We start from the raw sequence: 24001 nt of genomic DNA on the forward strand, positions 1-24001 counted from the left end.
ATATTATTTTTGTATCAACTATTTTTAAAAGTTTACCAAAATTTTTATAATATTAACACCAGTTTTACTGGTGCTTTTTTATTATTTTTTGTTGATTTATATATGCTATAGTGTTATACTTATATACACGTGTATATACACTGTATAATTTATAATAGAAAGTGAAGAAAAGGTATGAATTTAAAGGAAGAAATACTTAAATTAAAAAAAGAAAAAAATGCACTTATACTTTCACATTATTATCAAAGACCTGAAATTCAAGATATTGCTGATGCAGTTGATGATTCGTATAATTTAAGCAAAATTGCAAAAGATTCTACAAAAGATATCATTGTTTTTTGTGGAGTAAAATTTATGGCTGAAAGTGCAAAAATTTTATCTCCTAACAAAAAAATTTTACTTCCTGTGATGGATGCAGGGTGTCCTATGGCTGACATGGCGGATGCTGACAGTTTATATAAACTTAAGCAAAAACATCCTAATGCTGCAGTAGTTGCTTATATAAATTCTAAAACAGAAGTTAAGGCTTTATGCGATGTTTGTGTAACCTCTTCTTGTGCTGAAAAAGTAATAAGGAACTTAAATAATAAAGAAATAATATTTTTACCAGATAAAAATTTAGGTAATTATATTGCTAAAAAATTTCCAGATAAAAAGTTTATATTATGGGATGGATACTGTATAACTCATCAAAAGGTAAAAGTAAATCAAATTATAGATACAAAAAGTATTGTACCTAATGCTAAAGTATTGGTTCACCCTGAATGTGAATCTGAGGTTTTAGATTTAGCAGATTTTATAGGAAGTACAGGAGAAATTATTAAATATGCAACTATGTCAAATGACACAGATTTTATTATTGTTACTGAACAAGGAGTATTACATGAGCTTAAAAAATTAAATCCTGATAAAAAATTTTATGTACCTGGTACTACAATGACTTGTGTTAATATGAAAAAAATTACACTTGAAGATGTATATAAAAGTCTTATTAATATGAATAATGAAATAGTAATAAATGAAGATATTAGAATAAAGGCATATAACTCTCTAGTAAAAATGCATGAATTATGTGGGTGATAAAAATGGATATAGATGTAGATGTATTAATAGCAGGTTCTGGTGTATCTGGATTATACTGTGCATTAAATCTTAGAGCAGATCTTAAAGTATTGGTTTTATCAAAATCTAAAATTACAGAAACTAATACTTACCTTGCTCAAGGAGGAATATCTACAGCTAAAAATGAGGAAGATATTCCTCATTTTATTGAAGATACATTAAAAGCAGGTCAATATAAAAATTCCTTAGAAGCTGTAACAATATTAGCAAAAGAGTCTATGAGAGATATTAATAAGCTTATAGAATTTGGTATGCCATTTGATAAAATTAGTGAAAAATTTTCATATACAAAGGAAGGCGCACATAGCATAAATAGAATAGTTCATAGCAAGGATCATACAGGACAAGTAGTAGCAGAAACTCTTATAAATGAAACTAAAAAACGTAAAAATATAACTATTTATGAAAATACTTTTCTTGTAGATATATTAAAATTAGATAATAAATGTATTGGTGGCATATTATTAAAAGACAATGAGCAAATAAATGTATATTCAAAAGTAGTTATTCTTGCAACAGGAGGTATAGGAGGGTTATTTAACAATTCTACCAACCAAAGAAAACTTACTGGTGATGGGCTTGCTATTGCTATAAAAAATAATATTAAATTAAAAGATATAAATTATATTCAATTTCATCCTACAGCTTTTTATGAAGAAAATAATAAAGATAGAAGACTATTAATTTCAGAGGCTGTACGAGGTGAAGGTGGAAAACTGTTAAACTCAAAGGGAGAACGATTTGTTAATGAGCTTTTACCTAGGAATATAGTAACTAAAGCAATAATGAAAGAAATTAATGAATCTAAAATTCCTTTTGTCAGATTAGATATAACTTTTCTTGGTGAAGAATTCATAAAATTTAGATTTCCTTCTATATATAATGAATGTTTAAATAAAGGCATTGATATTACAAAAGAACCAATACCTGTTTCCCCAGCACAACATTATTTTGAAGGAGGAATACAAGTAGATGTTAATTCAATGACCTCAATGAATAATTTATATGCAGTAGGAGAAACAAGCTGCACAGGGGTTCATGGAGCTAATAGACTTGCAAGTAATTCTCTTTTAGAAGGATTAGTTTTTTCAAGACGAGCGGCTGAGAATATAAACAAAAATATTGATAATATAAGTAATATAAATATTAAAGTACCTAAATTACAATATGAGTTAGATGAAATTCAATGTAATAACAGAAAAATAGTTGTTAATGAATTAATGAGGAGGTCTAATGAATTAAATGCTGAACTTTTTAATAGTTGATGAAATAATATTAAATGCTTTAAAAGAAGATATACCTTATGATGATATAACTACAAATTCAATAATAAGTGAAGAATCTAAATCTATTGTTGATTTGTATGCTAAAGAAGATGGTATAATAGCAGGAATTAATGTATTTGAAAGAGTTTTTTATTTACTTGGTAATGTAGAAATTGAATTCTATAAAAATGATGGAGATTTTGTAAAATCAAAAACACTTATAGCTTCTATTAAAGGCAGTACAAGAAATATACTTATTGGAGAGAGAACTGCACTTAATTTCCTTCAAAGAATGAGTGGAATTGCTACTCTTACAAAAAAGTATGTTGATAAACTTAAAGGAACAAATGTTAAACTACTTGATACAAGAAAAACTACTCCTAATATGAGAATTTTAGAAAAATATGCAGTTAAAATTGGTGGAGGGTGTAATCACAGATTTAATTTATCAGATGGAGTATTATTAAAAGATAACCATATAAATGCTGCAGGAAGCATAATGAAAGCTGTACGGGCTGTAAGGGAAAACGCATCTTTTGTAAGGAAAATAGAAGTGGAAGTAGAAAATATTGATATGGTAAAAGAAGCCCTTGAAGCTAAAGCTGATATTATAATGCTTGATAACATGGATTTAGAAAGTATGAAAGAAGCTGTTAAGCTTATAAATGGCAAAGCACTAATTGAAGCTTCTGGCAATATTAATTTAGATAATATATATAGTATTGCACAAACAGGAATTGATTATATTTCTGTTGGAAATATAACTCATTCAGCTCCTATATTAGATTTAAGTATGAAAAATTTAAGAAATGTTTATTAAAATTTTAATGATTTGTATATTAACTTTATATTTTATTTATTGTAGAAAAGTTCAGCTTTTTATGCTGATTTTTTTTTAGCTAATAATATATTAATATATTATTAGCTAAAAGTTTAATGTAGCCGTATAGTAAAATAATAATATAATTTGAGCAAGTTAACTTTAAAAGTTTCTTCCACTAATTATGAAAATATAACATGATTATCTCACAAAAACTATTTTTTATTAGAATTAATAACTATATTTTGAAATAAATAAATAATAAATATACTACTTATTGTGTAATAGAAATTTATTTACAGCTTATTGTGGTTTATAAAATATATTTTCTGCTAAAACTGTTACTTTATTATGCTATATCAGTATTTAATATTGAAATTTTTGGAGAAAATACTATAAGTATACGAGAAGTACCTATAATATTAGGAGACATTGAAGTTAAAAATTTATTTCTTCAAATAATAGTTAATATAGTTTTCATATTAGATATCAAAATTATATTAACAAAATTAAATATAAGTGATATTATAGTCTTATGTAAAAAAGCTTTTTAATAAAGCTTTTTTATATTTTTATAAATAAAAACAATTTATTAAATAAAAGGAGATTAATTCATGAAAGTAAATTTTTATAATTCTAATCGTGAATATAATGAAAAAAAAATAGAATTTGATACTGCAATTCAAAAGGTAATTGAAAAAGGAAATTTTATACTTGGAGAACAAGTAGCACAATTTGAAAAAGATATAGAAAAGTATACAGGAGCAAAATATGCTGTTGGAGTAGCTTCAGGTACTGATGCTCTTATAATTGCTTCTGATGCACTTGGATTTAAAGATGGAAAAGAAGTTATAACTTCTCCATTTACATTTTTAGCTTCTGCATCATGTATAGCAAAGCATAGAGCAAAACCAGTTTTTGTAGATATTGATGAAGATACTTTTCAAATTAATGCTGATAAAATAGAAGAAAAAATAAATAAAAATACAGTAGGAATACTACCAATACATTTGTTTGATCAAATGTCAGATATGGATAAAATAATGAAAATTGCAAAAACACATAATTTAAAAGTACTTGAAGATGCTGCAGAAGCATTTGGAATGAGGTTTAAAGGAGAAGGGAAAGAGTATAAACATTCAGGTACTATAGGAGATTTTGGAGTATATTCTTTCTTTCCAACAAAGACATTAGGAGGATATGGCGACGGAGGAATGATAGTTACAAATGACGAAGATTTAGCTAAAAAAGTTAAAAGCTTAAGGGTTCATGGAGCATCTAAAAAGTATCATTATGATTACATAGGCTATAATTCAAGATTAGATACAATTCAAGCTGCTATTTTATCTGTTAAGTTAAAATATATAGATGAATCTATAAAAAAGAGAGAAGCAATAGCTAATTTATATAAAGAAAGACTTAAAGATTGTCAATATATAAGACTGCCTAAATCTTCAAAAAATCAAAAACAGGTTTATTATGTATTTAATATATTGGCAGAAAAAAGAGATGAACTTGCACAATATTTAAAAGAAAATGAAATAGGATACAGTATATATTATCCTATGCCTTTACATATGCAAAAGTGTTTTCAATATTTAGGATATAAGGAAGGAGATTTTCCAATAGCTGAAAAAATTTCAAAACAAATTATAGCACTTCCTATTTATCCCGAAATCACAAAAGAAGAAGTTGAGTTTGTTTGTGAAACTATAAATAAATTTTACAAAAAATAGACATTAATAAATTTACATATGAGTTTGTGTTTTTAAAATAAAATTATTTATATAAAAATTATTATTTATAAAATTGTATTAAGAAAGAAGGACTATTATGGCTAATAGAAAGATACCTTTTTCACCACCAGACATAACACAAGAAGAAATTGATGCTGTAACTGAGGTGTTAAAATCAGGATGGATTACTTCAGGACCTAAAAATACTGAATTTGAGCAAAATTTATCAAAATATTGTAATACAAAACATGCTGTTGCATTAAATAGCAATACTGCAGGATTAGAACTTATATTAAAAGTTCTTAATATAGGTGGAGATGATGAAGTTATAACTACACCTTATACTTTTGCAGCTACATCTAATGTACTTTTACATAGAGGAATAAAACCTACTTTTGTTGACGTAAAAAAAGATAGTTTTCTTATAGATGAACAAAAAATATATGATGCTATAACTCCAAAAACCAAGGCTATAATAACTGTTGATATTGCTGGAGTGCCTGTAGACTATGATTTAATTAAAGAGGTAATAAAGGCTAAAAACAGAGAAGATATTATTCTTATATCAGATTCTGCTCATTCATTTGGTGCTGTTTATAAAGGAGAGAAAGTTGGAGGACAGTTTGATTTCCATGTATTTTCTTTTCATGCAGTAAAAAATCTTACAACTGCTGAAGGTGGAGCTATAACTTATAACAATAATAATTTTAAAGATAAAGAAGATTTATATAAAGAGTTTAAATATACTTCTTTACATGGACAGACAAAAGATGCACTTTCAAAGATGAAAGCTGGTTCATGGAAATATGATATTGTAACTGATGGTTTTAAATCAAATATGACTGATATAATGGCTGCTATAGGAATTGTACAATTAAAAAGATTTGATGAAATGCTTGAAGTAAGGAAAAAGCTACATCATATATATAATAGTATTTTAAAAGAGAAAGAATGGGCTATACTGCCTTTTGATAAAGATGAAAAGTGCGAAACCTGTTATCACTTATATCCATTAAGGATTAAAAATTTTAGTGAGGAAAAAAGGAATGATGTAATATCCATGATGGCAGAGAAGGATATTGCAACTAATGTTCATTTTATGCCTCTTCCTAAGTTTAGTTTATATAAAAATTTAGGCTATAAACTAGAAGATTATCCTAATGCTTACGCGCAATATGCTAACGAAATTACTTTACCACTTTACTCAACTTTAAAATATGAAGATGCAGAATATGTTGCAAAAGAATTAATAGATTGTGTAGAAAAAATACTTTAAAATAATATTTAAAATAAAAAGAGCATTTTAGCTCTTTTTATTTTAAGTTTATGATTATGCCATTATGGAAATAGTGACAATAAAATAGGGGAATAATAAATAAAATAAAGGAAATTTTTAATATATTTTATGATGGAGGCAGGTAAATGAAAAAAGGGGCAGCTGAAAGAAATTTTAGAAAACTTAAAAATCAGATAATTCAAATTAATGAAATAGTTCATCATACAAAAACAAAATCTCTTTGGGAACATGAAGCTTCTGTAAGGAAAAAATTAAAAGAACTTAAAGAGTATGAAGATTTTAATTTTAAAGATTATAAAAGTGTGTATCAAGGGTATCTAGATATATTAGAATATATATCTATAAGACTTATAGATGATTATAATAAGAAAAATAAAACAAATTTTTCTTATGATGAAATAGTTAGCAAACATTATGATAGTTTTTTAAAATCTGGTATAATAAGTGTGCTTATAAGTGAACATATTCCAAGTATAGCATTAAAAGAATTTGATAAAATATTTCCTTCAAATCCAAAAGATGAATACTTAGGTGCAAGAAGAATAAAAAGAAAGTTTTATCTTCATCTTGGAGAAACAAATACAGGAAAGACTTATAATGCAATTCAAAGATTAAAGACTGCCAATAAAGGTATATATCTTTCTCCACTTAGAATTTTAGCTTTAGAAAATTATGAAAGATTAAATAAAGAAGGCATTAAATGCAATCTTATTACAGGAGAAGAAGAAATTAATGTAGAAGGAGCTAGCCATATATCTTGTACTATAGAAAAATTAAATTTAAATGAAGAATATGAAGTTGGAATTATAGATGAAATTCAGATGATAGATGATGATCAAAGAGGAGCAGCATGGACAAGAGCTTTGCTTGGGTTAAGGTGTAAAGAGATTCATGTTTGTGGAGCTTTAAATACTAAAAAATTACTTATAGAAATATTAGAAGATTGTAAAGAAGAATATGAAATAAAAGAATATAAAAGAGATATACCTCTTGAAGTGATAAAAAAACCTTTTTCATCTAAGGATATACAAGAAGGTGATGCTCTTGTAGTATTTTCTAAAAAAAGGGTTTTAGAACTTGCATATTATTATTCAAATTTAGGTATAAAATCAAGCTTAATTTACGGGGATTTACCACCTGAAGTTAGAAAAAAGCAATATGAGCAATTTATAAATAAAGAAAATCCTATACTTATTACAACAGATGCTATAGGAATGGGTGTAAATTTACCTATTAGAAGAATAATTTTTATGGACATAAAAAAATTTGATGGAAATGAAGTAAGATTTTTAAATTCTCAAGAAATAAAGCAAATTGCAGGAAGAGCTGGAAGAAAAGGAATATATGATATTGGTTATGTAGCTTCTTATGGGAATAATTCAGATTTTATAAAAGAAAATTTAGAAAATGAAGATAAATGTATAAAAGAAGCAGTAATTGGACCAAGTGACGAAATACTAACAATAAAAAATTTACCATTAAAAGAGAAACTTGCTTTATGGAGTACTAAAAAAGAAAAAATTCCTTTTTACAGAAAGATGGATATAAGTGAATATTTAATTGTTTTAGATAATATTAAAAGCTACAAACTCGATGAAAAAATACAATGGACCCTTTTAAAAATTCCTTTTGATGTTGCTAATGAAGATTTAATGGATGCTTTTTTAAATTTTATAGATGAACTTTTTGTTTCTAAAAAAGAATTTTTATCTAAACCTCAGCTTTTAAAAAATGGACTTTATGATTATGAAATTTTTTATCAAATAATTAATTTATACTACTCTTTTTCAAAAGCTTTTAATTTAGAATTTGATGAAGAATGGGTATATAAATCCAGATTAAAAGTAAGCAATGCTATAAATGAGATATTAAAAATGATATAATCAATATTATATTTTTTAAAAGACAAAAATAACAAAAAATGATATAATATCTTTCGTAAAAATGAGGTGATTGTAAATGAGTAATATTGCAGGAGAAGGATGTGAAATATTAGTTCCTTTCACAGAAAGAAAACCCCTTGATGTAATTGAAAGAAGTATAACTACTACTTATAGAAAACATATATGGTCAAAATTTATTAAAGCTATAAATGATTATAATCTTTTAGAAGAAGGAGATAAAGTAGCTGTTGCAATTTCTGGAGGCAAGGATAGTTTGCTTATGGCTAAGCTTTTTCAGCTTTTGCATAGACATAGTAAAATTAAATTTGAACTTGAATTTATAGTTGCAGATCCAGGATATCATACTAATGTAAAAGAACTTCTAATAGATAATTGCAAACATTTAGAAATTCCTATTAAAATATTTAATTCTGGTATATTTGATATTGTAGATAAAATAGCTAAAGATTATCCTTGTTATATGTGTGCAAAAATGAGACGAGGAGCGCTTTATTCTAAAGCTCAAGAACTTGGTTGTAATAAACTTGCATTAGGACATCATTTTAATGATGTTATTGAAACTACACTTTTAAATGTACTTTATACTGGAAATTTCAGCACTATGCTTCCAAAGCTTAAATCAGATAATTTTGAAAATATGGAACTTATAAGGCCTCTTTATTATATAGAAGAGGTTTATATTGAAAGATTTACACAAAATAATGGAATATGGCCTCTTAATTGTGCATGTATGGTTGCAGCAAAAAAAATAGGTAATAAACGTTATGAAATAAAAGAACTTATTAAAAATTTAAAGAAAAATTTTAAAGATGTTGATAAATCCATATTTAGAGCAGCTGAAAATGTAAACTTAGATGCAATACTTGGATTTAAAAAAGATGGTCAAAAGCATTTATATTTAGAATTTTATGAAAAAGAGTAATAAAATAATAATTGAAAATATAATATATAAAATTAATATATAAAATTAATATATTAAATTCCAAAGATTAAAATTTGGGTTGTAAATAAAATTTTATTATGTCATATTAATAATATAATGCGAAGTAGTATCAATAAAAATTAAAAAATAAATAAACTCTTTATATAAATAAGCGTATATCTTATAATAAGTAGTATCATTATAAGATATATGGAGGTAGCGATGATAAAGATTTGGGGTAAAATAATAAAAAATAATAAAATTATTAAAGATGAAGTAGTTATTTCTAATATAGATGGAACATATCAAGATAATTTAAAATTATGCATAAATGAATTATGTAATAAATTTGATATATCAAAGCCATATTGGCTTCCTATAAATATGGACGAGTATAATAAAAGAAGGAAAACAACTTTTAATCAACATAATTTTATAGAAGAAATAGATTTTGATAAGTTTGTTATAGAAGAAATAGATTTGAAAAAATAAATATAGGGATTTTAAAATACAAAAATGATTATGTATAATTGCACATAAAAATCCTATTATTTTATGAATAAAATTTTAACAAAAATTTAAAAAAACTATTTAAAAATTTAAACTAATATGTTATATTGTTTTTTGGTTATAATTATGTAGTAAATTTGTATAATTATAATCATTATTTAATAAAATCTTCTATGCCGGTACAATACCGGTGGAAGGTTTTTTTTATTTGCATGAAAAAATAAGAGGAGTTGGTAAGGTGTGACAGAAGTTGCTTTTATTCAATTAGCAAATGTTTGTAAAAAGTTTGATGGATCAGAGAATCCAGTAATTAAAGATTTATCTTTAAACATAAAAAAGGGAGAGTTTTTAACTCTTTTAGGTCCTAGTGGTTGTGGTAAAACTACTACGCTGCGTATGATAGCAGGTTTTGAACAGCCTACAAACGGGAAAATAATAATAGATGGTGAAGATATAACAAATAAATCACCACATGAAAGATGTGTTAATACTGTTTTTCAAAATTATGCACTTTTCCCTCATATGAATATTTTCGATAACATTGCTTTTGGACTTAAAATGAAAAAAGTTCATAAAGATGAAATTAAAGAAAGAGTTTTTGAAATGCTTCATATGATTCAGCTTGATGGATATGAAAAAAGGATGCCTTCTCAATTAAGTGGGGGACAAATGCAGCGTGTGGCTATTGCAAGAGCGGTTATTAATAGGCCTAAGGTGTTATTATTAGATGAACCATTAGGAGCTCTCGATCTTAAACTTCGTAAAGCGATGCAAATTGAATTAAAGCATCTTCAGAAGAGGCTTGGGATAACTTTTATATTTGTTACTCATGATCAAGAGGAAGCACTTACTATGTCAGATAGAATTGTAGTTATGAAAGAAGGAGTAATAGAACAACTTGGGACTCCAGATGAAATTTATGAAAGACCTATAACAAGGTTTGTAGCAGATTTTATAGGAGATACAAATATTTTAGAGGGTAAAGTTAAAGATATAAAATCTAATGAAGCGATTCTTCAGATTGGCTCAGAAGAAAATACAGTTAGAGTATTAAATAAAAATTTATATATGGGACAAGATATTTGTGTTGCTCTAAGGCCTGAAAGAATAAAAATTAAATCAGTACCAGAAGAAGACGATGTTTATCTTAAAGGTAAATTAAAGGATAGAATTTATACTGGTATTTCATATAAAACAATAATTGAATTAAGTAATGGTAAAGAAATAATAGTAAATGAGCCTATAAGTGAAAAAAATAATTTAATAAAAAATAATAATTTAGTATTTTTAACTTGGAAACTTGAAGAATCGGTGGTGATGGAAGGATGATTTTACAAAATAAAGCTATTAGTATAAATAAAACTGTAGATACTAAAAAAGTTTCACATAAAAATCTTTTAAGTGGTATTACAACAATTTTGCCTATTTTGGTTTGGATGATTGCTTTTTTTGTAGTGCCTTTAATATTCATAATTATAGTAAGTTTTTGTACAAGAGGAGAAACAGGAGAAATTATTTATAAATTTACTTTAAGTAATTATATTAAACTTTTAAATCCACTTTATATTAAAATATTTTTTAATTCAATAATTATAGCTGTTTTTACTACACTTATTTGTTTAATTCTTGGATATCCATTTGCATATATAGTTGCAAATGCAAAAAAAAGATATAAGCCTATATTGCTATTACTAATAATTCTTCCGTTTTTTACTAATTCATTAATAAGAACTTATTCTATGATTATTTTATTAAGAAGTGAGGGTATAATTAATTCTTATTTAATAAAATTTCATATTATTTCTCAACCCTTAAAGCTACTATATAATAATATTTCTGTAATGATTGGAATGACATATATGATGTTTCCATTTATGGTTCTTCCTTTATATGCTTCAATTGAAAAACTTGATAAAAGATTTATAGAAGCAGGTGCGGATTTAGGAGCTACTAGATTAAAAATATTTTTTAAAATAGTACTTCCTTTAACTAAAGGAGGGATAATTTCTGGTTCTATGTTAGTTTTTGTACCAGCTCTTGGATTATTTTTTATAACAGATTTAATGGGAGGAAGTAAAGTAGTTCTTATGAGCAACCTTATAAAGAATCAATTTTTAACTGCAAGAAATTGGCCTTTAGGTTCTGCTATTTCAGTTTTATTAATTGCTATTATGGTACTGGCAATAATTTTGGGGACTAGAAATAGTAATGAGAAAAATAAAATGGGGGTGATGTAATAAGTGAAAAAGAAAAAAGGATTATTTGGTAAAATCTATGGCTTTATTATATATATGTTTCTTTATATTCCAATTATAGTACTTATTGCATTTTCGTTTAATAACTCTAAATTTAATGCTGTTTGGAATGGTTTTACATTAAAATGGTATAAAAGTTTAGTTCATAATACTGGAATATTAGAAGCTGTTAAAAATAGTTTAATAATTGCTATTGTAAGTACAATAATATCAGTTATGCTTGGAACTTTAGCTGCTATAGGTATGTATAAGCATAATTTTAAGGGTAAAAGTATAATAGATAGTATGCTATATATACCTCTTGTAATACCAGAAATAGTTTTAGGAATATCTCTTTTAGCTTTTTTTTCTATGATAGATATCCCTATGGGGACAGTAACTTTAATATTAGCTCATGTAACATTTAGTGTATCTTATGTAATTGCAGTTGTACGAGCTAGGTTAGATGGTTTTGATAAATCTTTAGAGGAAGCAGCTATGGACTTAGGAGCATCTCCTTCAAAAGTATTTTTTAAAGTTACACTCCCAATTATAATGCCTGGAGTAATAGCAGGAGGACTTTTGGCTTTTACTTTATCATTAGATGATATGATTATAAGTTTTTTTGTAGCAGGTCCTAATAGTACCACTTTGCCTCTTAAGGTTTTTTCTATGGTTAAATTTGGAGTAACTCCAGAAATTAATGCATTATCTACAATAATAATGGTATTTACCCTATCTATTGTAATTTTTGCTTTAGTATTGAAAAATATAAATATTAATATGAAAAAGATAGGTGCAGTTCTTACAGCTATAGCAGTTTTAATTGTAGGAGCAAGCGGTGGAATGTGGGCATTAGCTAAAGAATCAAAAGAAAATACACAGGTTTTAAATGTTTTTAACTGGTCTGAATATCTTCCACAATCAGTAATTGATAAATTTGAGCAAACTTATAATATAAAAGTTAATTATAGTACTTTTTCTTCAAATGAAGAAATGCTTGCTAAGATTATGGCAGGAGGGTCTCAATATGATTTAGCTGTTGCTAGTGACTATATGGTAGAAATTATGAAAAAACAAAATTTGCTAGAAGAATTAAATAAAGAAAATCTTCCCAATTTAAAAAATATGGGAGAACAATTTATGAATTTAGATTTCGATCCTTATAATAAATATAGTGTACCTTATATGTGGCTTGCTGGTATAATTGCTGTAGATAGTTCAAAAGTACCTGATGGGGAAATTACTTCTTATAAAGACCTTTGGAAAGATGAGTTTAAAAATTCTATTGTATTACTAGATGATGAAAGAGTAATAATAGGTATGACTCTTAAAAAACTTGGCTATTCTATGAATGAAACTGATGAAACAGCTCTTTTAAAGGCTAAAGAAGAACTAAAAAAACTTCAGCCTAATGTAAAGGCTTATGATAGTGATAGTCCTAAAACTATGCTTATAAATAGAGAGGCTAAAATTATTTTTGCTTGGGGTGCAGAAGGAAGCCTAGCTAAAAGAGAAAATAAAAATGTAAAAATGATAATACCTAAAGAAGGATTATTCCTCCAGCAAGATAATTTTGTTATTCCCAAAGGTGCAAAAAACATTAAAGCGGCGGAACTATTTATGAATTTTATTATGGAACCAGAAATAAGTGCTGAAATATCTAAGGCTTTCCCTTATGGGAATCCAAATGTAGCAGCATATCCTCTTATAGATGAAGAAATAATGAAGGATGAAGGTATTTATCCTCCTAATGAAGAACTAAAAAGAGGGGAACATTTAAAAGATATAGGAGATAAAATAAAACTTTACGATGATATTTGGTCTGAAGTAAAACAATAAAAAAATAAAAAATAATAAAATGAGCACAAAGTTAACTTTGTGCTCATTTTATTATTTTTTATTTTAATGCAAATATCATATTACCTACTTTAAGAGATATAGGCTTGGACCAAAGCCAAGCATTTGTAGTACTATTATCAAAATAAAATTCTGCTCCGTTTGTTGGATCTGAACCTTTTAAAGCTTCCAAAGCAGCTTGTCTTGCTGTACTAGAAGCAGGTTTATTAATCCAGCCGTTTAATACTGGTGTAAATTGGTAATATCCATTTGATTTTTGATAAATAACTTCTTTTATTGTATTTGGCCAATTAGCACTTTGTACTCTATTAATAACTACTGCTCCTACAGCAACTTGTGCTTTATATGGCTCTCCTTGAGCTTCTGCAGTTATTAATCTAGCTAAAAGATCTAAATCACTTTCTGTATAAGATATAACAGATTTAGAAATGTTTGAAGGTGTAGAAACTGCAGAAACAGAAACTTCTGGTATAAGCAATGTTTGTCCAACATATATGGTATCTTTCCAATAATTATTTGCTTTTCTCAATAAATCAAGTGATATTTGATATTTTTTAGATATCAAATAAAGAGAATCGCCACTTTTTACAGTATAAGTTTTAGCAGGGACATCTAATACTTGTCCAGGATAAATAATGTCACTTTTCAAGTTATTAGTATTTTTTAATGTATTAGTATTAGTATTAAATGTTTTTGATATAGTATAAAGAGAATCACCTTGGACAACTTTATAGTTTGCTGCTTTAGCAGAATTAGTTGAAAGAACTGCTAAAGAAACTGCTAATAATGTTGTTTTAAACTTATTTAATTTAATCATAGTATATATCTCCTCCTTTGCCTCCGAGGTTAGTTGACGGGTTTGGGTAAGAGGTACCCTACTCATTAAAGAGATTCACCCCAATAGAATGGCATCCCCCGTACTCCGTTTGGAGATTCGGCTTATTTCATGTGTTATTTTAACAAAGATTTTAGGATATATCTATACAAAATATATGGTAATCTAGGTATGTTATGGTACAAGTATTTCAATTGCAAATAATTGTATATATTGTAGATATTTAATATGAAAATTTATTATTAGTCTAGTAAAATAATAATTTAATCAGTAAATATTTTTTATATAAGTAAAGATAATTATTATTTTACTAAATTATGATATTAAAATTTGAAGTTGAATATTTACAAGTAAAATTTAATAATAAATTAATTCAGCAATTAAACTAAGTATGTAGAATAAAAATATAAAATCGAATATTCTATTAAATTTCATTAAAAATATTCGCATTTTATATTTACATAACTTAAAAGCTGTGATATTATATGATATGTAATTTAATACGAACTCATATAATCCTGATAATTTGGTTCGGGAGTTTCTACGAAGCGGCCTTAACTGCTTAGCTATGAGTGAATAATTTGCTGTTTTTCTATTTTATATTAAATAGAAAAACATGTTACTTGTATCATACATGATAAAAAGTAAACGCATGAATTCACTCTAAAGTAGACTTCATGCGTTTTTATTTTTATATTAGGCAATTAAAGTAGCAATTTAATAATTTTGATATATGGAGTTCGTATAAATATACATGAAAGGGGGAAGAAATACTTATATAACCTGCTTTAAATAAATATATTAAGGGGGAATACGAGTGAATAATTACGCTAATTCAGAAAAAAATAATGTTAAAAGAGATTTCTTCAAACTAAAAGAAAATAATACAACTGTTAAAACTGAAATTATTGCAGGGATTACTACATTTATTACAATGGCTTATATAATATTTGTAAATCCTGCTCTATTAGGACAAGCAGGAATGAATTCTCAAGGTTTGATGTTTGATAAAGTTAAAGAAGCAGGCATTAATGTATCAAATGATCCTATAATGGGAGCTGTATTTGTGGCAACTATTTTATCTGCAATTATAGGTACTCTTATTATGGCTTTAGTTGCTAATGTACCATTTGCACAAGCTGCTGGCATGGGAATGAATGCTTTTTTCACTTTTTATGTAGTAGGAACTGCAGGATATTCTTGGAGAGCAGCTTTAGCAGCAGTATTTATTTGTGGTATTATAAATATTTTTATAACTGTTACAAAAATAAGAATTTCTATAGTTAACGCTATTCCAGAGTCCCTTAAAAATGCTATAGGTGCTGGTATTGGCTTATTTATATCAATTATAGGCTTTAAAGAAGCGGGAATAGTTGTATCAGATCCTGCTACATTAGTAGCATTTGGAGATGTTAAAAATCCTACTACATTACTTGCTATTTTTGGATTAATTATAACCGTTATTTTAATGGTAAATAAAGTTAAAGGAGCAATTTTATTAGGTATTTTAATAACTACAGTTTCAGGTGTTATTGCTCAAGTGTTTTTTAATGTTAACCTTAATATAATTTTGCCAGCTTCTTTTAATGTATTTTCACTACCTCCAAGTTTATCACCCACTTTATTTAAATTGAGTTTTACTGAACTTTTTACAGCCAAAACAGGATTTTTAACTGCTATTACAATTATTATTTCTTTTAGCTTGGTTGATACTTTTGATAGCATAGGTACATTTATAGGAACAGGAGCTAAAACTGGAATGTTTGATGAAAAAAATGATATTCCAAAGAAAGGAATGTTCCCAAGAAAAATAGATAAGGCTCTATTTGCAGATGCAACAGCAACTTCTATAGGAGCATTACTTGGAACAAGTAATGTAACAACTTATGTAGAAAGTGCAGCTGGTATAAGTGAAGGCGGAAGAACGGGATTAACTTCTTTAGTAACTGCAATATGTTTCTTTTTAGCATTATTTATATCACCTATAGTAGGTATAGTGCCTAGTGCAGCTACTGCTCCAGCACTTATAATAGTGGGGGTGCTTATGATAAGTTCTATAATGAATATAAATTTTGAAGATTTTGAAGAAGCATTACCAGCTTTTTTAACAATTGTAATGATGCCATTTACTTATAGTATAGCTAATGGAATAGCTTTTGGATTTATATTTTATACAATTGTTAAATTAGTTAGAGGGAAAGCTAAGGAAATACATCCTATAATGTATATATTTGCAGGATTATTTATATTTAAATTTATATTTAATGTTTAAAGTTTAGTATATAAGTTATTAATTAAAATTTAAATATAAGTAATATAGTAAAATAATAATGTGAAAAATATAGGGTTTACACATCTTCAACCAGCTCAATTAACGACAGTAGGTAAAAGAGCAACACTATGGATTCAAGACTTGCTTTAATGAAGCTAGATTATTATTGTACTATGGATATTATTAAATTTTAAAAAATTTAAAATTATGATATTTAAAATAAAATATTAGTTATTAGCTGTTTAAAAATTGTCTATAAAAAAGTATATAATAAAAAGTCAGTTGAAATTTCAACTGACTTTTTTATTATGTTAAATAACTTTTTAATTTAGGATTCTTTTCTATTAAAGACATTAATGGAAGGCCTATAATATAACAAGCTATTAATTCACCAAATCCAACCCAAAGTATAGTAGGAATAAGTGGAAAATTTTGAGTGTAATTTAAAATTTTCCCTACAACTATACCATTTATTACTATTGGTGGAATAGGTGCCAGAAATTTATTGAATTTAAAATTTAATTTACCTATTAAATAAGTTAATATGGCAGCTAATAGTGTTGCCATAGGACCAAATATAATATCAAGCATCCCAACATCTCCAAATATATTTGCTATGAAACATCCTATAGTAAGCCCTAATATTGAAAATGACGAAAAAAATGGAAGCACTGTAAGAGCTTCAGATATTCGGATTTGTAAAGGTCCATAACTTATAGGTTTTAAAATAATTGTGAGTACAGCATAAATTGCTCCTATTACTGCAGCAAAAACAATTTTTTTTGTCGGTATTTTCATTTTTCATTCCCCCTTAGTTTTGTTTATAGACAGGATGGTTTCGAACTGTCTTTAATTTGCTTTATTTCAACTAATTCTAACATTTTTTTATAAGTTCGTCAAATTACCTTTAAAATTAAGTGCTAATAAAAAATTTGCAAATATATTTAAATGTTGTATTATAATAATTATTGTGTAATATGATTAAATTGAAATAAACAGTAAATTAATTTTAACCATACATTTTATAACACTAAAAATTTGTGTTATATAAATATATTAGTCAATTGCTAATAAATATACCTTTTGCAGTACAATAATAATATTATAAAGTAAAAAAATAGAAGGAGAATATGTGTGGAAAAAAGGATGTTTGACGGGAAAATTACTATTCTAGAAAATGGGTTAAAAATTATAAGCGTAAAGAAAGATACTCAAATAGCTTCAATTCATATAGGAATAAAGATTGGTTCTTTATATGAAAAAGGTAAAAATAGAGGGCTCTCGCATTTTATAGAGCATATGCTTTTTAAAGGAACGAAAAAAAGAAATAATGAAGAACTGAATGAAGCATTAGAAAAAAGAGGGGGAGAATATAATGCTTATACAGATTATACATCTACAGTTTATAGTATAACAGCATTAAATGAAGAATTAGAAGATTCAATTGAAATTTTAGCTGATATGGTTCAAAATCCTGTATTTGATGAAAAAGAAATAGAAAAAGAAAAAGGCGTAATATTAGCTGAAATAAAAACAAGCAAAGATGATATTGAAGATTTTAGTTTTAATAAAATACATGAGATAGCTTTTGATAAAAGTCCTTTAAAATATGATACATTAGGAGAAGAAAAAACAGTCAAAAAATTTACAAGGGATCAAATTTTAGAATTTTATGATACGTATTATATCCCTAATAATTCTATTATTTCAATAGTTTCATCTTATGAACATGATGAAATAATAAATTTAATAAATAAGTATTTTAAAAACTGGAAACCGAAAAAATTAAAGGAAGAACCTATTATAATTGAAAATAATAAACCAACTAAAAATATAACTTATAAATCTGATATTGAACAATGTACTATAATATACGCATATACTTTTCATGGACTTAATAAAAAAGAAGAATTAGCACTTAAAATTTTAAACCATAAACTTGGAGAAAGTCCAAATTCTATATTATTTAGAGAACTTAGAGAAGAAAAAGGACTAGCTTATGATGTTTATTCACATGTTGATATGACTAATTTTGTTAAAATTTTATATATTTATACTGCTGTTGAAATTCAAAATATAAATTCAGCTATGTTAACTATTGAAAATTGTATTAATAAAATTATTAATAAGGAGATAGATTTTAACGAAGATACAGTACTTCTTATGAAAAAGGTTTTAAAAACTGCAGTATGTGCAACCTTAGAAGATTCTACGGAGTTAAGTAATTACTGTCTTCATCAAAGTCTTGAAAATGAAAGCATTTATCAATTTGAAGAAGATATGAAATTTCTTGAATTTATAAAAAAAGAAGATATTTATGATGTAGCTAAAAAAGTATTTAAAAATCCAACTATTCATATTTTAATGCCTAAGTAAATTTTATAAGGAGTAATAAAATTTATGGAAAAAACAATAACTAAAATTGAGATACAAAAAAGAAATAAAAATAGAGTAAATATATTTATAGATAAGGATTTTGCGTTTGCTTGTAGTACTGAACTTGTTTTTACTTATGGTCTAAAAGAAAATAAAGTTATTGACTCTGAAAAATTACTACAAATAGTAGATGAAGATAATTATTTAAAATGTAAAGAAACTGCATTAAAGATAGTAGAAAAAAGTTATAAAACTGAAAAAGAAATGATAGATAAATTAAAATTAAAAGGATATGATGATAAAACTATAGATAAAGTTATTAATTTTTTAATAAATTATAGTTTTTTAAATGATGAAAATTATGTAGAAATGTACATAAAAGATAAGATTAAAACTGAAGGAAAAAACAAAATAAGATACTCTCTTTTAAAAAAAGGAATAAGTGAAGAAATTATAGAAAATAAAATTAATGATATAGATACGTCTTTAGAGATAGACAATGCCCTAAAATTAGCTAAAAAGAAATATACAATATTAATTAAAACTGAAAAAGATAATAAAAAAATATATAAAAAATTAGGAGATTTTCTTTTAAGAAAAGGGTATACTTTTGAAGAAACTAAACAAATATTAAATAAAGTAGTTGTAACTAAAGATTTTGAAGAATATTAAGAAGATAGAAATTTCTATCTTCTTAATATTGTATATAAGGGAAGACCATTTTCTGTAGGTATTGGAGGAGCACCTTGTATAAGAGGAGTCATATATTCTACAGCATCTGACGTAACAAAGTTTCCATCTTTATTTATCCAATTATTAGGGAAATATTTTATACGATTTGCTACTTTTGAAGCTTCTGCTAAAGTAGTTTCAATGCTATAAGGTAAGTTATTAATTCTTTTTATTGCAACCATATATCCACTTTTACCTTGTAGAGCATATTTTACAGCATCTCTTCCTACTCTATAGGCTTCTTCTATATCAGTTAATGATGAACAATGCATTGCTGCACGTTGACTGACTCCAAGTTCAAGAGTTTTAACTCTTGAACTTATACCATTTTGTATAATAAGTGATTTTAATATATTACATACACCACCTAATTGAGCATGGCCAAATTTATCATGAAATTTACTTATATTATTTATATTTATACTTAAAAATTCACCATTTTCATTTTTTAGTCCTTCTGAAGCTGCTATATAAACTTGATTTTGCTCTTTAAACTTTTCGTTTACTTCATCTAAAAATTTTTCTTCAATAAAAGGTGTTTCAGGAAGATAAATAAAATCTACTACTTCTTTACCGTCTATTTTAGCAAGAGCAGCACTTGCAGTAAGCCACCCTGTATCTCTTCCCATAGTTTCCACTATAAATATACCATTATTTGTATATACAGAAGAATCTAAATAACTTTCAAGTATACTTGTAGCTATAAACTTGCAGGCACTTCCAAATCCAGGACTATGATCTGTTTCCATCAAATCATTATCTATAGTTTTAGGTATTCCTAATACTAAAACATCTATATTATGAAGTTTTGTGTATTCAGAAAGAGTACGGACGGTATCCATAGAATCATTGCCGCCTATATAAAAAAAAGCTTTTATATTATGTTCTTTTAAAATGTTGAATAATTTTTCATATTCAGAATTATCTTCATTGTAATTTTTCATTTTATACCTACAGGAACCTAATGCTGAAGAAGGGGTGTATTTTAAATTTTTTAATTTACTATAAGGAATTTGAGATAAATTAATTAATTTATTCTGTAATATACCTTCAATTCCATTTATGCCAGCATAAACATTATCAAAAACTTTATTTTCTAAAGCTTCATCTAAAACTCCAATAAAAGAAGCATTTATAACTGCTGTAGGACCTCCAGATTGAGCGACTAAACAATTAGCCATAATTTTACCTCCTAATTTTAAGAAAATATATAGTAGTCATATAATAAAAATAAAATAATACCAAAGTAATAACAATATAATCTCCTTATTGATTGTAATATATTATATTTACTTATGCAATATAAAGTGCTGTGAATTAAAGTATTCAGAATTTACAATATAATTAAAAAAGATTTTAAATTATATTGTAAATTAATGATAAAAGCAAATATCTGATGGTAAATTTTAATTGATTAAACCAATTGATTAAACCATCAGATATTTGCTTTTAATAAGGGTGTATAATATAAGTGGGGAGGAATATATAAACAATAATCTATATAGTTTATTTTAGATAAATTCTTAAATAACTGCTATATATTAGTATTATATGAATAAAAATTAAAAAGTGTTACTTATAAATATTTTTATAAATTTTCAATAGGTAGAATGTTAATAAATAGTAAAAAATTAAAAAAACTCTTCAAATTTGATATTGTTTACATTATAATGGAATAAAAGTTTAACTATTTTGGGGGTAGATTATATGTCAGCATGTTATTTTTTAAGCAGTGGGGAGAATGAAGTTGAATGCTTTAATGACTGCGTATTTTATAATTGGGAAGAAAATGAAGGTATATGTCCATTTAAAACTTTAACAAAAAATAAAGTTACTAAACTTAAAGAGTTATATGAATATGACTTTTTTGGTGAACATGGACTAAATATAAAAGAAATAGATGATTATTATATGGAAGAAAGAGAATATATTTAAAATTTATATCATTAAAAATATGTATATTTAAAAATATTAATAATTAAGTGAATATTTATTAATATTTGTGCCAAAATATCAATAATATTATTTAACAATATTATGTATTTAGGAGGAAAAATGGAAAAAACACTTGTGCTTATTAAACCTGATGGGGTTAAAAGAAAGCTTATTGGCGAAATAATAAGTTTTTATGAGAGAAAAAATTTAAATATTATAGCGTTAAAAATGATAAAAGCAAACAGAGAAATTGCAGAAAAACATTATGAAGAGCATAAAGAAAGACCATATTTCAATGATTTAATAAATTATATAACAGAAGAAAAATTATGTGCTATTGTAATTGAAGGTGATAACGTAATAGAAATTGTTAGAAAAATAAATGGGAATAAAGATCCTTTAAATGTAGATATGGGAAGCATAAGAGGCAGGTTTTCGTCTGATAAAACTAGAAATCTTGTGCATGCTTCTGATAATTTAAAAAACGCAGATAGAGAAATAAAAATATGGTTTCCTGAATTAAAATAAAGATGGCTTCTGCCATCTTTATTTTAATAAGTTTATGGGTATTAAATTTAAGTTATATATTATTTATTCTTCATATTCATCTGTATATTGGTGTAGCAAGCTTTGTTTTAATTTCCAAAGGTTTGTAGATAAATCAACATAATAACTATGTGGATTTTCAATTCTTAAAACTTCCGACCAAAGCTTTTCTGTTTCTTGTTTAGCATATTCTTTTATTTCCATTACGCTAGGACTTTCATATATAGGAACGCCTTTATCAAAAATTTTTACAAGCAACTCTTTTACATAGTAATTTTTAACTTTTTTCCTTTTCCATGTATAAACAGGGTCAAATATTTCAAGAGGTTTACTTTCATCTATAATTTCATCGTGAAGAGTTATTAAATCTGCTATAGCCTTATTAGTATTTTTTTCAAATATTCGATATATTTTTTTAAATCCTGGGTTTGTTATTTTTTCTTCATTTTCACTTATTTTTATTTTAGGTATTATTTTCCCATCTTCTTCTATTGCAGAAAGTTTATAAACTCCTCCAAATACAGGTTCTGACTTAGCTGTAATAAGCCTTTCACCAACACCAAAAGCATCTACTTTAGCGCCTTGAGTTAATACGTCTCTTATTATAAATTCATCAAGAGAATTAGAAATAATTATTTGGCAATCTTCATACCCTGCATTATCGAGTATTTCTCTACATTTTTTAGTTAAATATGTTATATCTCCACTGTCTATTCTAACTCCTTTTGGTCTGAATCCTAGAGGCTTTAATACTTCATCAAATACTTTTATAGCATTTTTAAGACCTGATTTTAATACATTGTAAGTATCTATAAGAAGAGTACAATTATCAGGATAAGTTTTTGCCCAAGCAACAAATGCATCATATTCTGTAGGGAAAAGTTGAACCCAGCTATGAGCCATAGTACCAGATGCAGGAATTCCGAACATTTCTTCAGCTATAGTGCAGGCAGAAGAAGAACATCCTCCAATTATAGAAGCACGAGCCCCATATATAGCACCATCATAACCTTGAGCACGTCTAGAACCAAATTCCATAACAGGTCGTCCTTGCGCAGCTTTACATATTCTATTAGCTTTTGTTGCTATAAGAGTCTGATGATTTATAGTTAAAAGAATCATTGTTTCTACAAATTGAGCTTCAATAACAGGACCTCTTACAATAACTAATGGTTCATTTGGAAAAACAGGATTTCCTTCTGGCACTGCCCAAACATCACAACTAAATTTAAAATCTTTTAAATAGTCAAGAAATTTTTCTGAAAAAATATTTTTACTTTTTAAATAATCTATATCATCTTTAGTAAATTTTAAATTGGATAAATATTCTATAAGCTGTTGAACTCCAGCCATTATACAGTATCCACCACCATCGGGGACTTTCCTAAAAAACATATCAAAGTAGGCAATTTTATTTCCTACATTATTATCAAGGTATCCGTTTGCCATTGTTAATTCATAAAAATCAACAAGCATAGTTAGATTTCTTTCGTTTCTTATGTTAAAATTTTTTATATATTCCATGATATTCTCTCCTATAAGTAATTTATATATAGATATATTTATTTTAATCCTCTAAAGTAATTATTACAATAGATTTTTAAAATATACAATTCAAAAAATGAGTAAAGTTTA

The 24001-nt window shown here is 26.1% G+C and carries 20 protein-coding genes and 2 riboswitches; of the genes, 16 read left to right on the top strand and 4 right to left on the bottom strand.

Going from position 1 to position 24001, the window contains the following annotated elements; translation table 11 throughout:
- Nucleotides 1–174: 174 nt before the first annotated feature.
- The 11 genes from nadA to EGD97_RS00425 all read left to right on the top strand — a co-directional run bounded on the left by nadA (nt 175) and on the right by EGD97_RS00425 (nt 13652).
- Nucleotides 175–1080: a quinolinate synthase NadA gene (gene nadA, locus EGD97_RS00375; protein WP_127836319.1), complete on the top strand. Its 906-nt coding sequence runs from the start codon at nt 175–177 to the stop codon at nt 1078–1080.
- Nucleotides 1081–1085: 5 nt separating this feature from the next.
- Complete coding sequence (locus tag EGD97_RS00380; protein WP_078681101.1) at nt 1086–2387, top strand: L-aspartate oxidase; 1302 nt, start codon at nt 1086–1088, stop codon at nt 2385–2387.
- Nucleotides 2365–3207: a carboxylating nicotinate-nucleotide diphosphorylase gene (gene nadC / locus EGD97_RS00385; RefSeq protein ID WP_127836320.1), complete on the top strand. Its 843-nt coding sequence runs from the start codon at nt 2365–2367 to the stop codon at nt 3205–3207. Before EGD97_RS00380 ends, nadC begins: the two co-directional genes overlap by 23 nt.
- Nucleotides 3208–3821: 614 nt before the next feature.
- Nucleotides 3822–4943 carry a DegT/DnrJ/EryC1/StrS family aminotransferase gene (locus EGD97_RS00390; protein ID WP_127836321.1) on the top strand — a complete coding sequence of 374 codons (1122 nt, stop codon included), beginning with the start codon at nt 3822–3824 and terminating at the stop codon, nt 4941–4943.
- A 97-nt stretch (nt 4944–5040) separates the two neighbouring features.
- A complete protein-coding gene (locus tag EGD97_RS00395) occupies nt 5041–6219 on the top strand; it encodes a DegT/DnrJ/EryC1/StrS family aminotransferase (RefSeq protein WP_078681098.1) in 1179 nt (392 codons plus the stop codon).
- Between the two features lie 146 nt (nt 6220–6365).
- A complete protein-coding gene (locus EGD97_RS00400) occupies nt 6366–8123 on the top strand; it encodes a helicase-related protein (protein WP_127836322.1) in 1758 nt (585 codons plus the stop codon).
- A gap of 76 nt (nt 8124–8199) precedes the next feature.
- Nucleotides 8200–9066 (top strand): tRNA 2-thiocytidine biosynthesis TtcA family protein, encoded by an 867-nt coding sequence (locus EGD97_RS00405; RefSeq protein ID WP_127836323.1) that lies wholly within the window; start codon nt 8200–8202, stop codon nt 9064–9066.
- 222 nt (nt 9067–9288) lie between these two features.
- The gene (locus tag EGD97_RS00410; RefSeq protein ID WP_078681095.1) at nt 9289–9558 is read left to right on the top strand and encodes a hypothetical protein; all 270 of its coding nucleotides are present in this window, start codon (nt 9289–9291) and stop codon (nt 9556–9558) included.
- Nucleotides 9559–9816: 258 nt separating this feature from the next.
- Entirely contained in the window at nt 9817–10905 is a 1089-nt protein-coding gene (locus EGD97_RS00415) for an ABC transporter ATP-binding protein (protein ID WP_078681094.1), read from the top strand.
- Entirely contained in the window at nt 10902–11813 is a 912-nt protein-coding gene (locus tag EGD97_RS00420) for an ABC transporter permease (RefSeq protein WP_127836324.1), read from the top strand. Before EGD97_RS00415 ends, EGD97_RS00420 begins: the two co-directional genes overlap by 4 nt.
- 3 nt (nt 11814–11816) lie before the next feature.
- The gene (locus tag EGD97_RS00425) at nt 11817–13652 is read left to right on the top strand and encodes an extracellular solute-binding protein (protein ID WP_127836325.1); all 1836 of its coding nucleotides are present in this window, start codon (nt 11817–11819) and stop codon (nt 13650–13652) included.
- A 58-nt stretch (nt 13653–13710) separates the two neighbouring features.
- On the opposite strand, the gene EGD97_RS00430 is transcribed toward EGD97_RS00425, so the two are convergent.
- The gene (locus tag EGD97_RS00430; protein WP_127836326.1) at nt 13711–14487 is read right to left on the bottom strand and encodes a cell wall hydrolase; all 777 of its coding nucleotides are present in this window, start codon (nt 14485–14487) and stop codon (nt 13711–13713) included.
- Between the two features lie 3 nt (nt 14488–14490).
- Nucleotides 14491–14620, bottom strand: a riboswitch (cyclic di-AMP (ydaO/yuaA leader).
- A gap of 373 nt (nt 14621–14993) precedes the next feature.
- Nucleotides 14994–15094: riboswitch (purine riboswitch) on the top strand.
- 228 nt (nt 15095–15322) lie between these two features.
- Between EGD97_RS00430 and EGD97_RS00435 the strand changes: the two genes are divergently transcribed.
- The gene (locus EGD97_RS00435; protein ID WP_228201948.1) at nt 15323–16777 is read left to right on the top strand and encodes an NCS2 family permease; all 1455 of its coding nucleotides are present in this window, start codon (nt 15323–15325) and stop codon (nt 16775–16777) included.
- 306 nt (nt 16778–17083) lie between these two features.
- Here the strand turns inward: EGD97_RS00435 and EGD97_RS00440 are convergent, their stop codons facing one another.
- Nucleotides 17084–17575, bottom strand: a complete 492-nt coding sequence (locus EGD97_RS00440) for a QueT transporter family protein (protein WP_127836327.1) — start codon at nt 17573–17575, stop codon at nt 17084–17086.
- A 348-nt stretch (nt 17576–17923) separates the two neighbouring features.
- Here EGD97_RS00440 and EGD97_RS00445 point away from each other — a divergent pair, with 348 nt between their 5' ends.
- Complete coding sequence (locus EGD97_RS00445; protein WP_127836441.1) at nt 17924–19153, top strand: M16 family metallopeptidase; 1230 nt, start codon at nt 17924–17926, stop codon at nt 19151–19153.
- Nucleotides 19154–19177: 24 nt separating this feature from the next.
- Complete coding sequence (gene recX, locus EGD97_RS00450; RefSeq protein WP_127836328.1) at nt 19178–19825, top strand: recombination regulator RecX; 648 nt, start codon at nt 19178–19180, stop codon at nt 19823–19825.
- Nucleotides 19826–19839: 14 nt separating this feature from the next.
- On the opposite strand, the gene EGD97_RS00455 is transcribed toward recX, so the two are convergent.
- A complete protein-coding gene (locus EGD97_RS00455; protein WP_127836329.1) occupies nt 19840–21066 on the bottom strand; it encodes a 6-phosphofructokinase in 1227 nt (408 codons plus the stop codon).
- Nucleotides 21067–21592: 526 nt separating this feature from the next.
- Between EGD97_RS00455 and EGD97_RS00460 the strand changes: the two genes are divergently transcribed.
- Nucleotides 21593–21820, top strand: a complete 228-nt coding sequence (locus EGD97_RS00460) for a hypothetical protein (RefSeq protein ID WP_127836330.1) — start codon at nt 21593–21595, stop codon at nt 21818–21820.
- A 120-nt stretch (nt 21821–21940) separates the two neighbouring features.
- The gene (ndk, locus tag EGD97_RS00465; RefSeq protein ID WP_127836331.1) at nt 21941–22348 is read left to right on the top strand and encodes a nucleoside-diphosphate kinase; all 408 of its coding nucleotides are present in this window, start codon (nt 21941–21943) and stop codon (nt 22346–22348) included.
- A gap of 63 nt (nt 22349–22411) precedes the next feature.
- Here the strand turns inward: ndk and EGD97_RS00470 are convergent, their stop codons facing one another.
- On the bottom strand, nt 22412–23890 hold the full coding sequence (locus EGD97_RS00470) for a nicotinate phosphoribosyltransferase (protein WP_127836332.1): 1479 nt from the start codon (nt 23888–23890) through the stop codon (nt 22412–22414).
- Nucleotides 23891–24001: the final 111 nt, after the last annotated feature.

It is taken from the genome of Clostridium prolinivorans (genome assembly GCF_004011155.1).
GTDB lineage: Bacteria > Bacillota > Clostridia > Clostridiales > Clostridiaceae > Clostridium_AT > Clostridium_AT prolinivorans.

Bases quoted from the DNA above. Each gene is read 5' to 3' on its own strand.
- nadA (WP_127836319.1), top strand. From the start codon at position 175: ATGAATTTAAAGGAAGAAATACTTAAATTAAAAAAAGAAAAAAATGCA.
- EGD97_RS00380 (WP_078681101.1), top strand. From the start codon at position 1,086: ATGGATATAGATGTAGATGTATTAATAGCAGGTTCTGGTGTATCTGGA.
- nadC (WP_127836320.1), top strand. From the start codon at position 2,365: ATGCTGAACTTTTTAATAGTTGATGAAATAATATTAAATGCTTTAAAA.
- EGD97_RS00390 (WP_127836321.1), top strand. From the start codon at position 3,822: ATGAAAGTAAATTTTTATAATTCTAATCGTGAATATAATGAAAAAAAA.
- EGD97_RS00395 (WP_078681098.1), top strand. From the start codon at position 5,041: ATGGCTAATAGAAAGATACCTTTTTCACCACCAGACATAACACAAGAA.
- EGD97_RS00400 (WP_127836322.1), top strand. From the start codon at position 6,366: ATGAAAAAAGGGGCAGCTGAAAGAAATTTTAGAAAACTTAAAAATCAG.
- EGD97_RS00405 (WP_127836323.1), top strand. From the start codon at position 8,200: ATGAGTAATATTGCAGGAGAAGGATGTGAAATATTAGTTCCTTTCACA.
- EGD97_RS00410 (WP_078681095.1), top strand. From the start codon at position 9,289: ATGATAAAGATTTGGGGTAAAATAATAAAAAATAATAAAATTATTAAA.
- EGD97_RS00420 (WP_127836324.1), top strand. From the start codon at position 10,902: ATGATTTTACAAAATAAAGCTATTAGTATAAATAAAACTGTAGATACT.
- EGD97_RS00430 (WP_127836326.1), bottom strand. From the start codon at position 14,487: ATGATTAAATTAAATAAGTTTAAAACAACATTATTAGCAGTTTCTTTA.
- EGD97_RS00440 (WP_127836327.1), bottom strand. From the start codon at position 17,575: ATGAAAATACCGACAAAAAAAATTGTTTTTGCTGCAGTAATAGGAGCA.
- EGD97_RS00445 (WP_127836441.1), top strand. From the start codon at position 17,924: ATGTTTGACGGGAAAATTACTATTCTAGAAAATGGGTTAAAAATTATA.
- recX (WP_127836328.1), top strand. From the start codon at position 19,178: ATGGAAAAAACAATAACTAAAATTGAGATACAAAAAAGAAATAAAAAT.
- EGD97_RS00455 (WP_127836329.1), bottom strand. From the start codon at position 21,066: ATGGCTAATTGTTTAGTCGCTCAATCTGGAGGTCCTACAGCAGTTATA.
- EGD97_RS00460 (WP_127836330.1), top strand. From the start codon at position 21,593: ATGTCAGCATGTTATTTTTTAAGCAGTGGGGAGAATGAAGTTGAATGC.
- ndk (WP_127836331.1), top strand. From the start codon at position 21,941: ATGGAAAAAACACTTGTGCTTATTAAACCTGATGGGGTTAAAAGAAAG.
- EGD97_RS00470 (WP_127836332.1), bottom strand. From the start codon at position 23,890: ATGGAATATATAAAAAATTTTAACATAAGAAACGAAAGAAATCTAACT.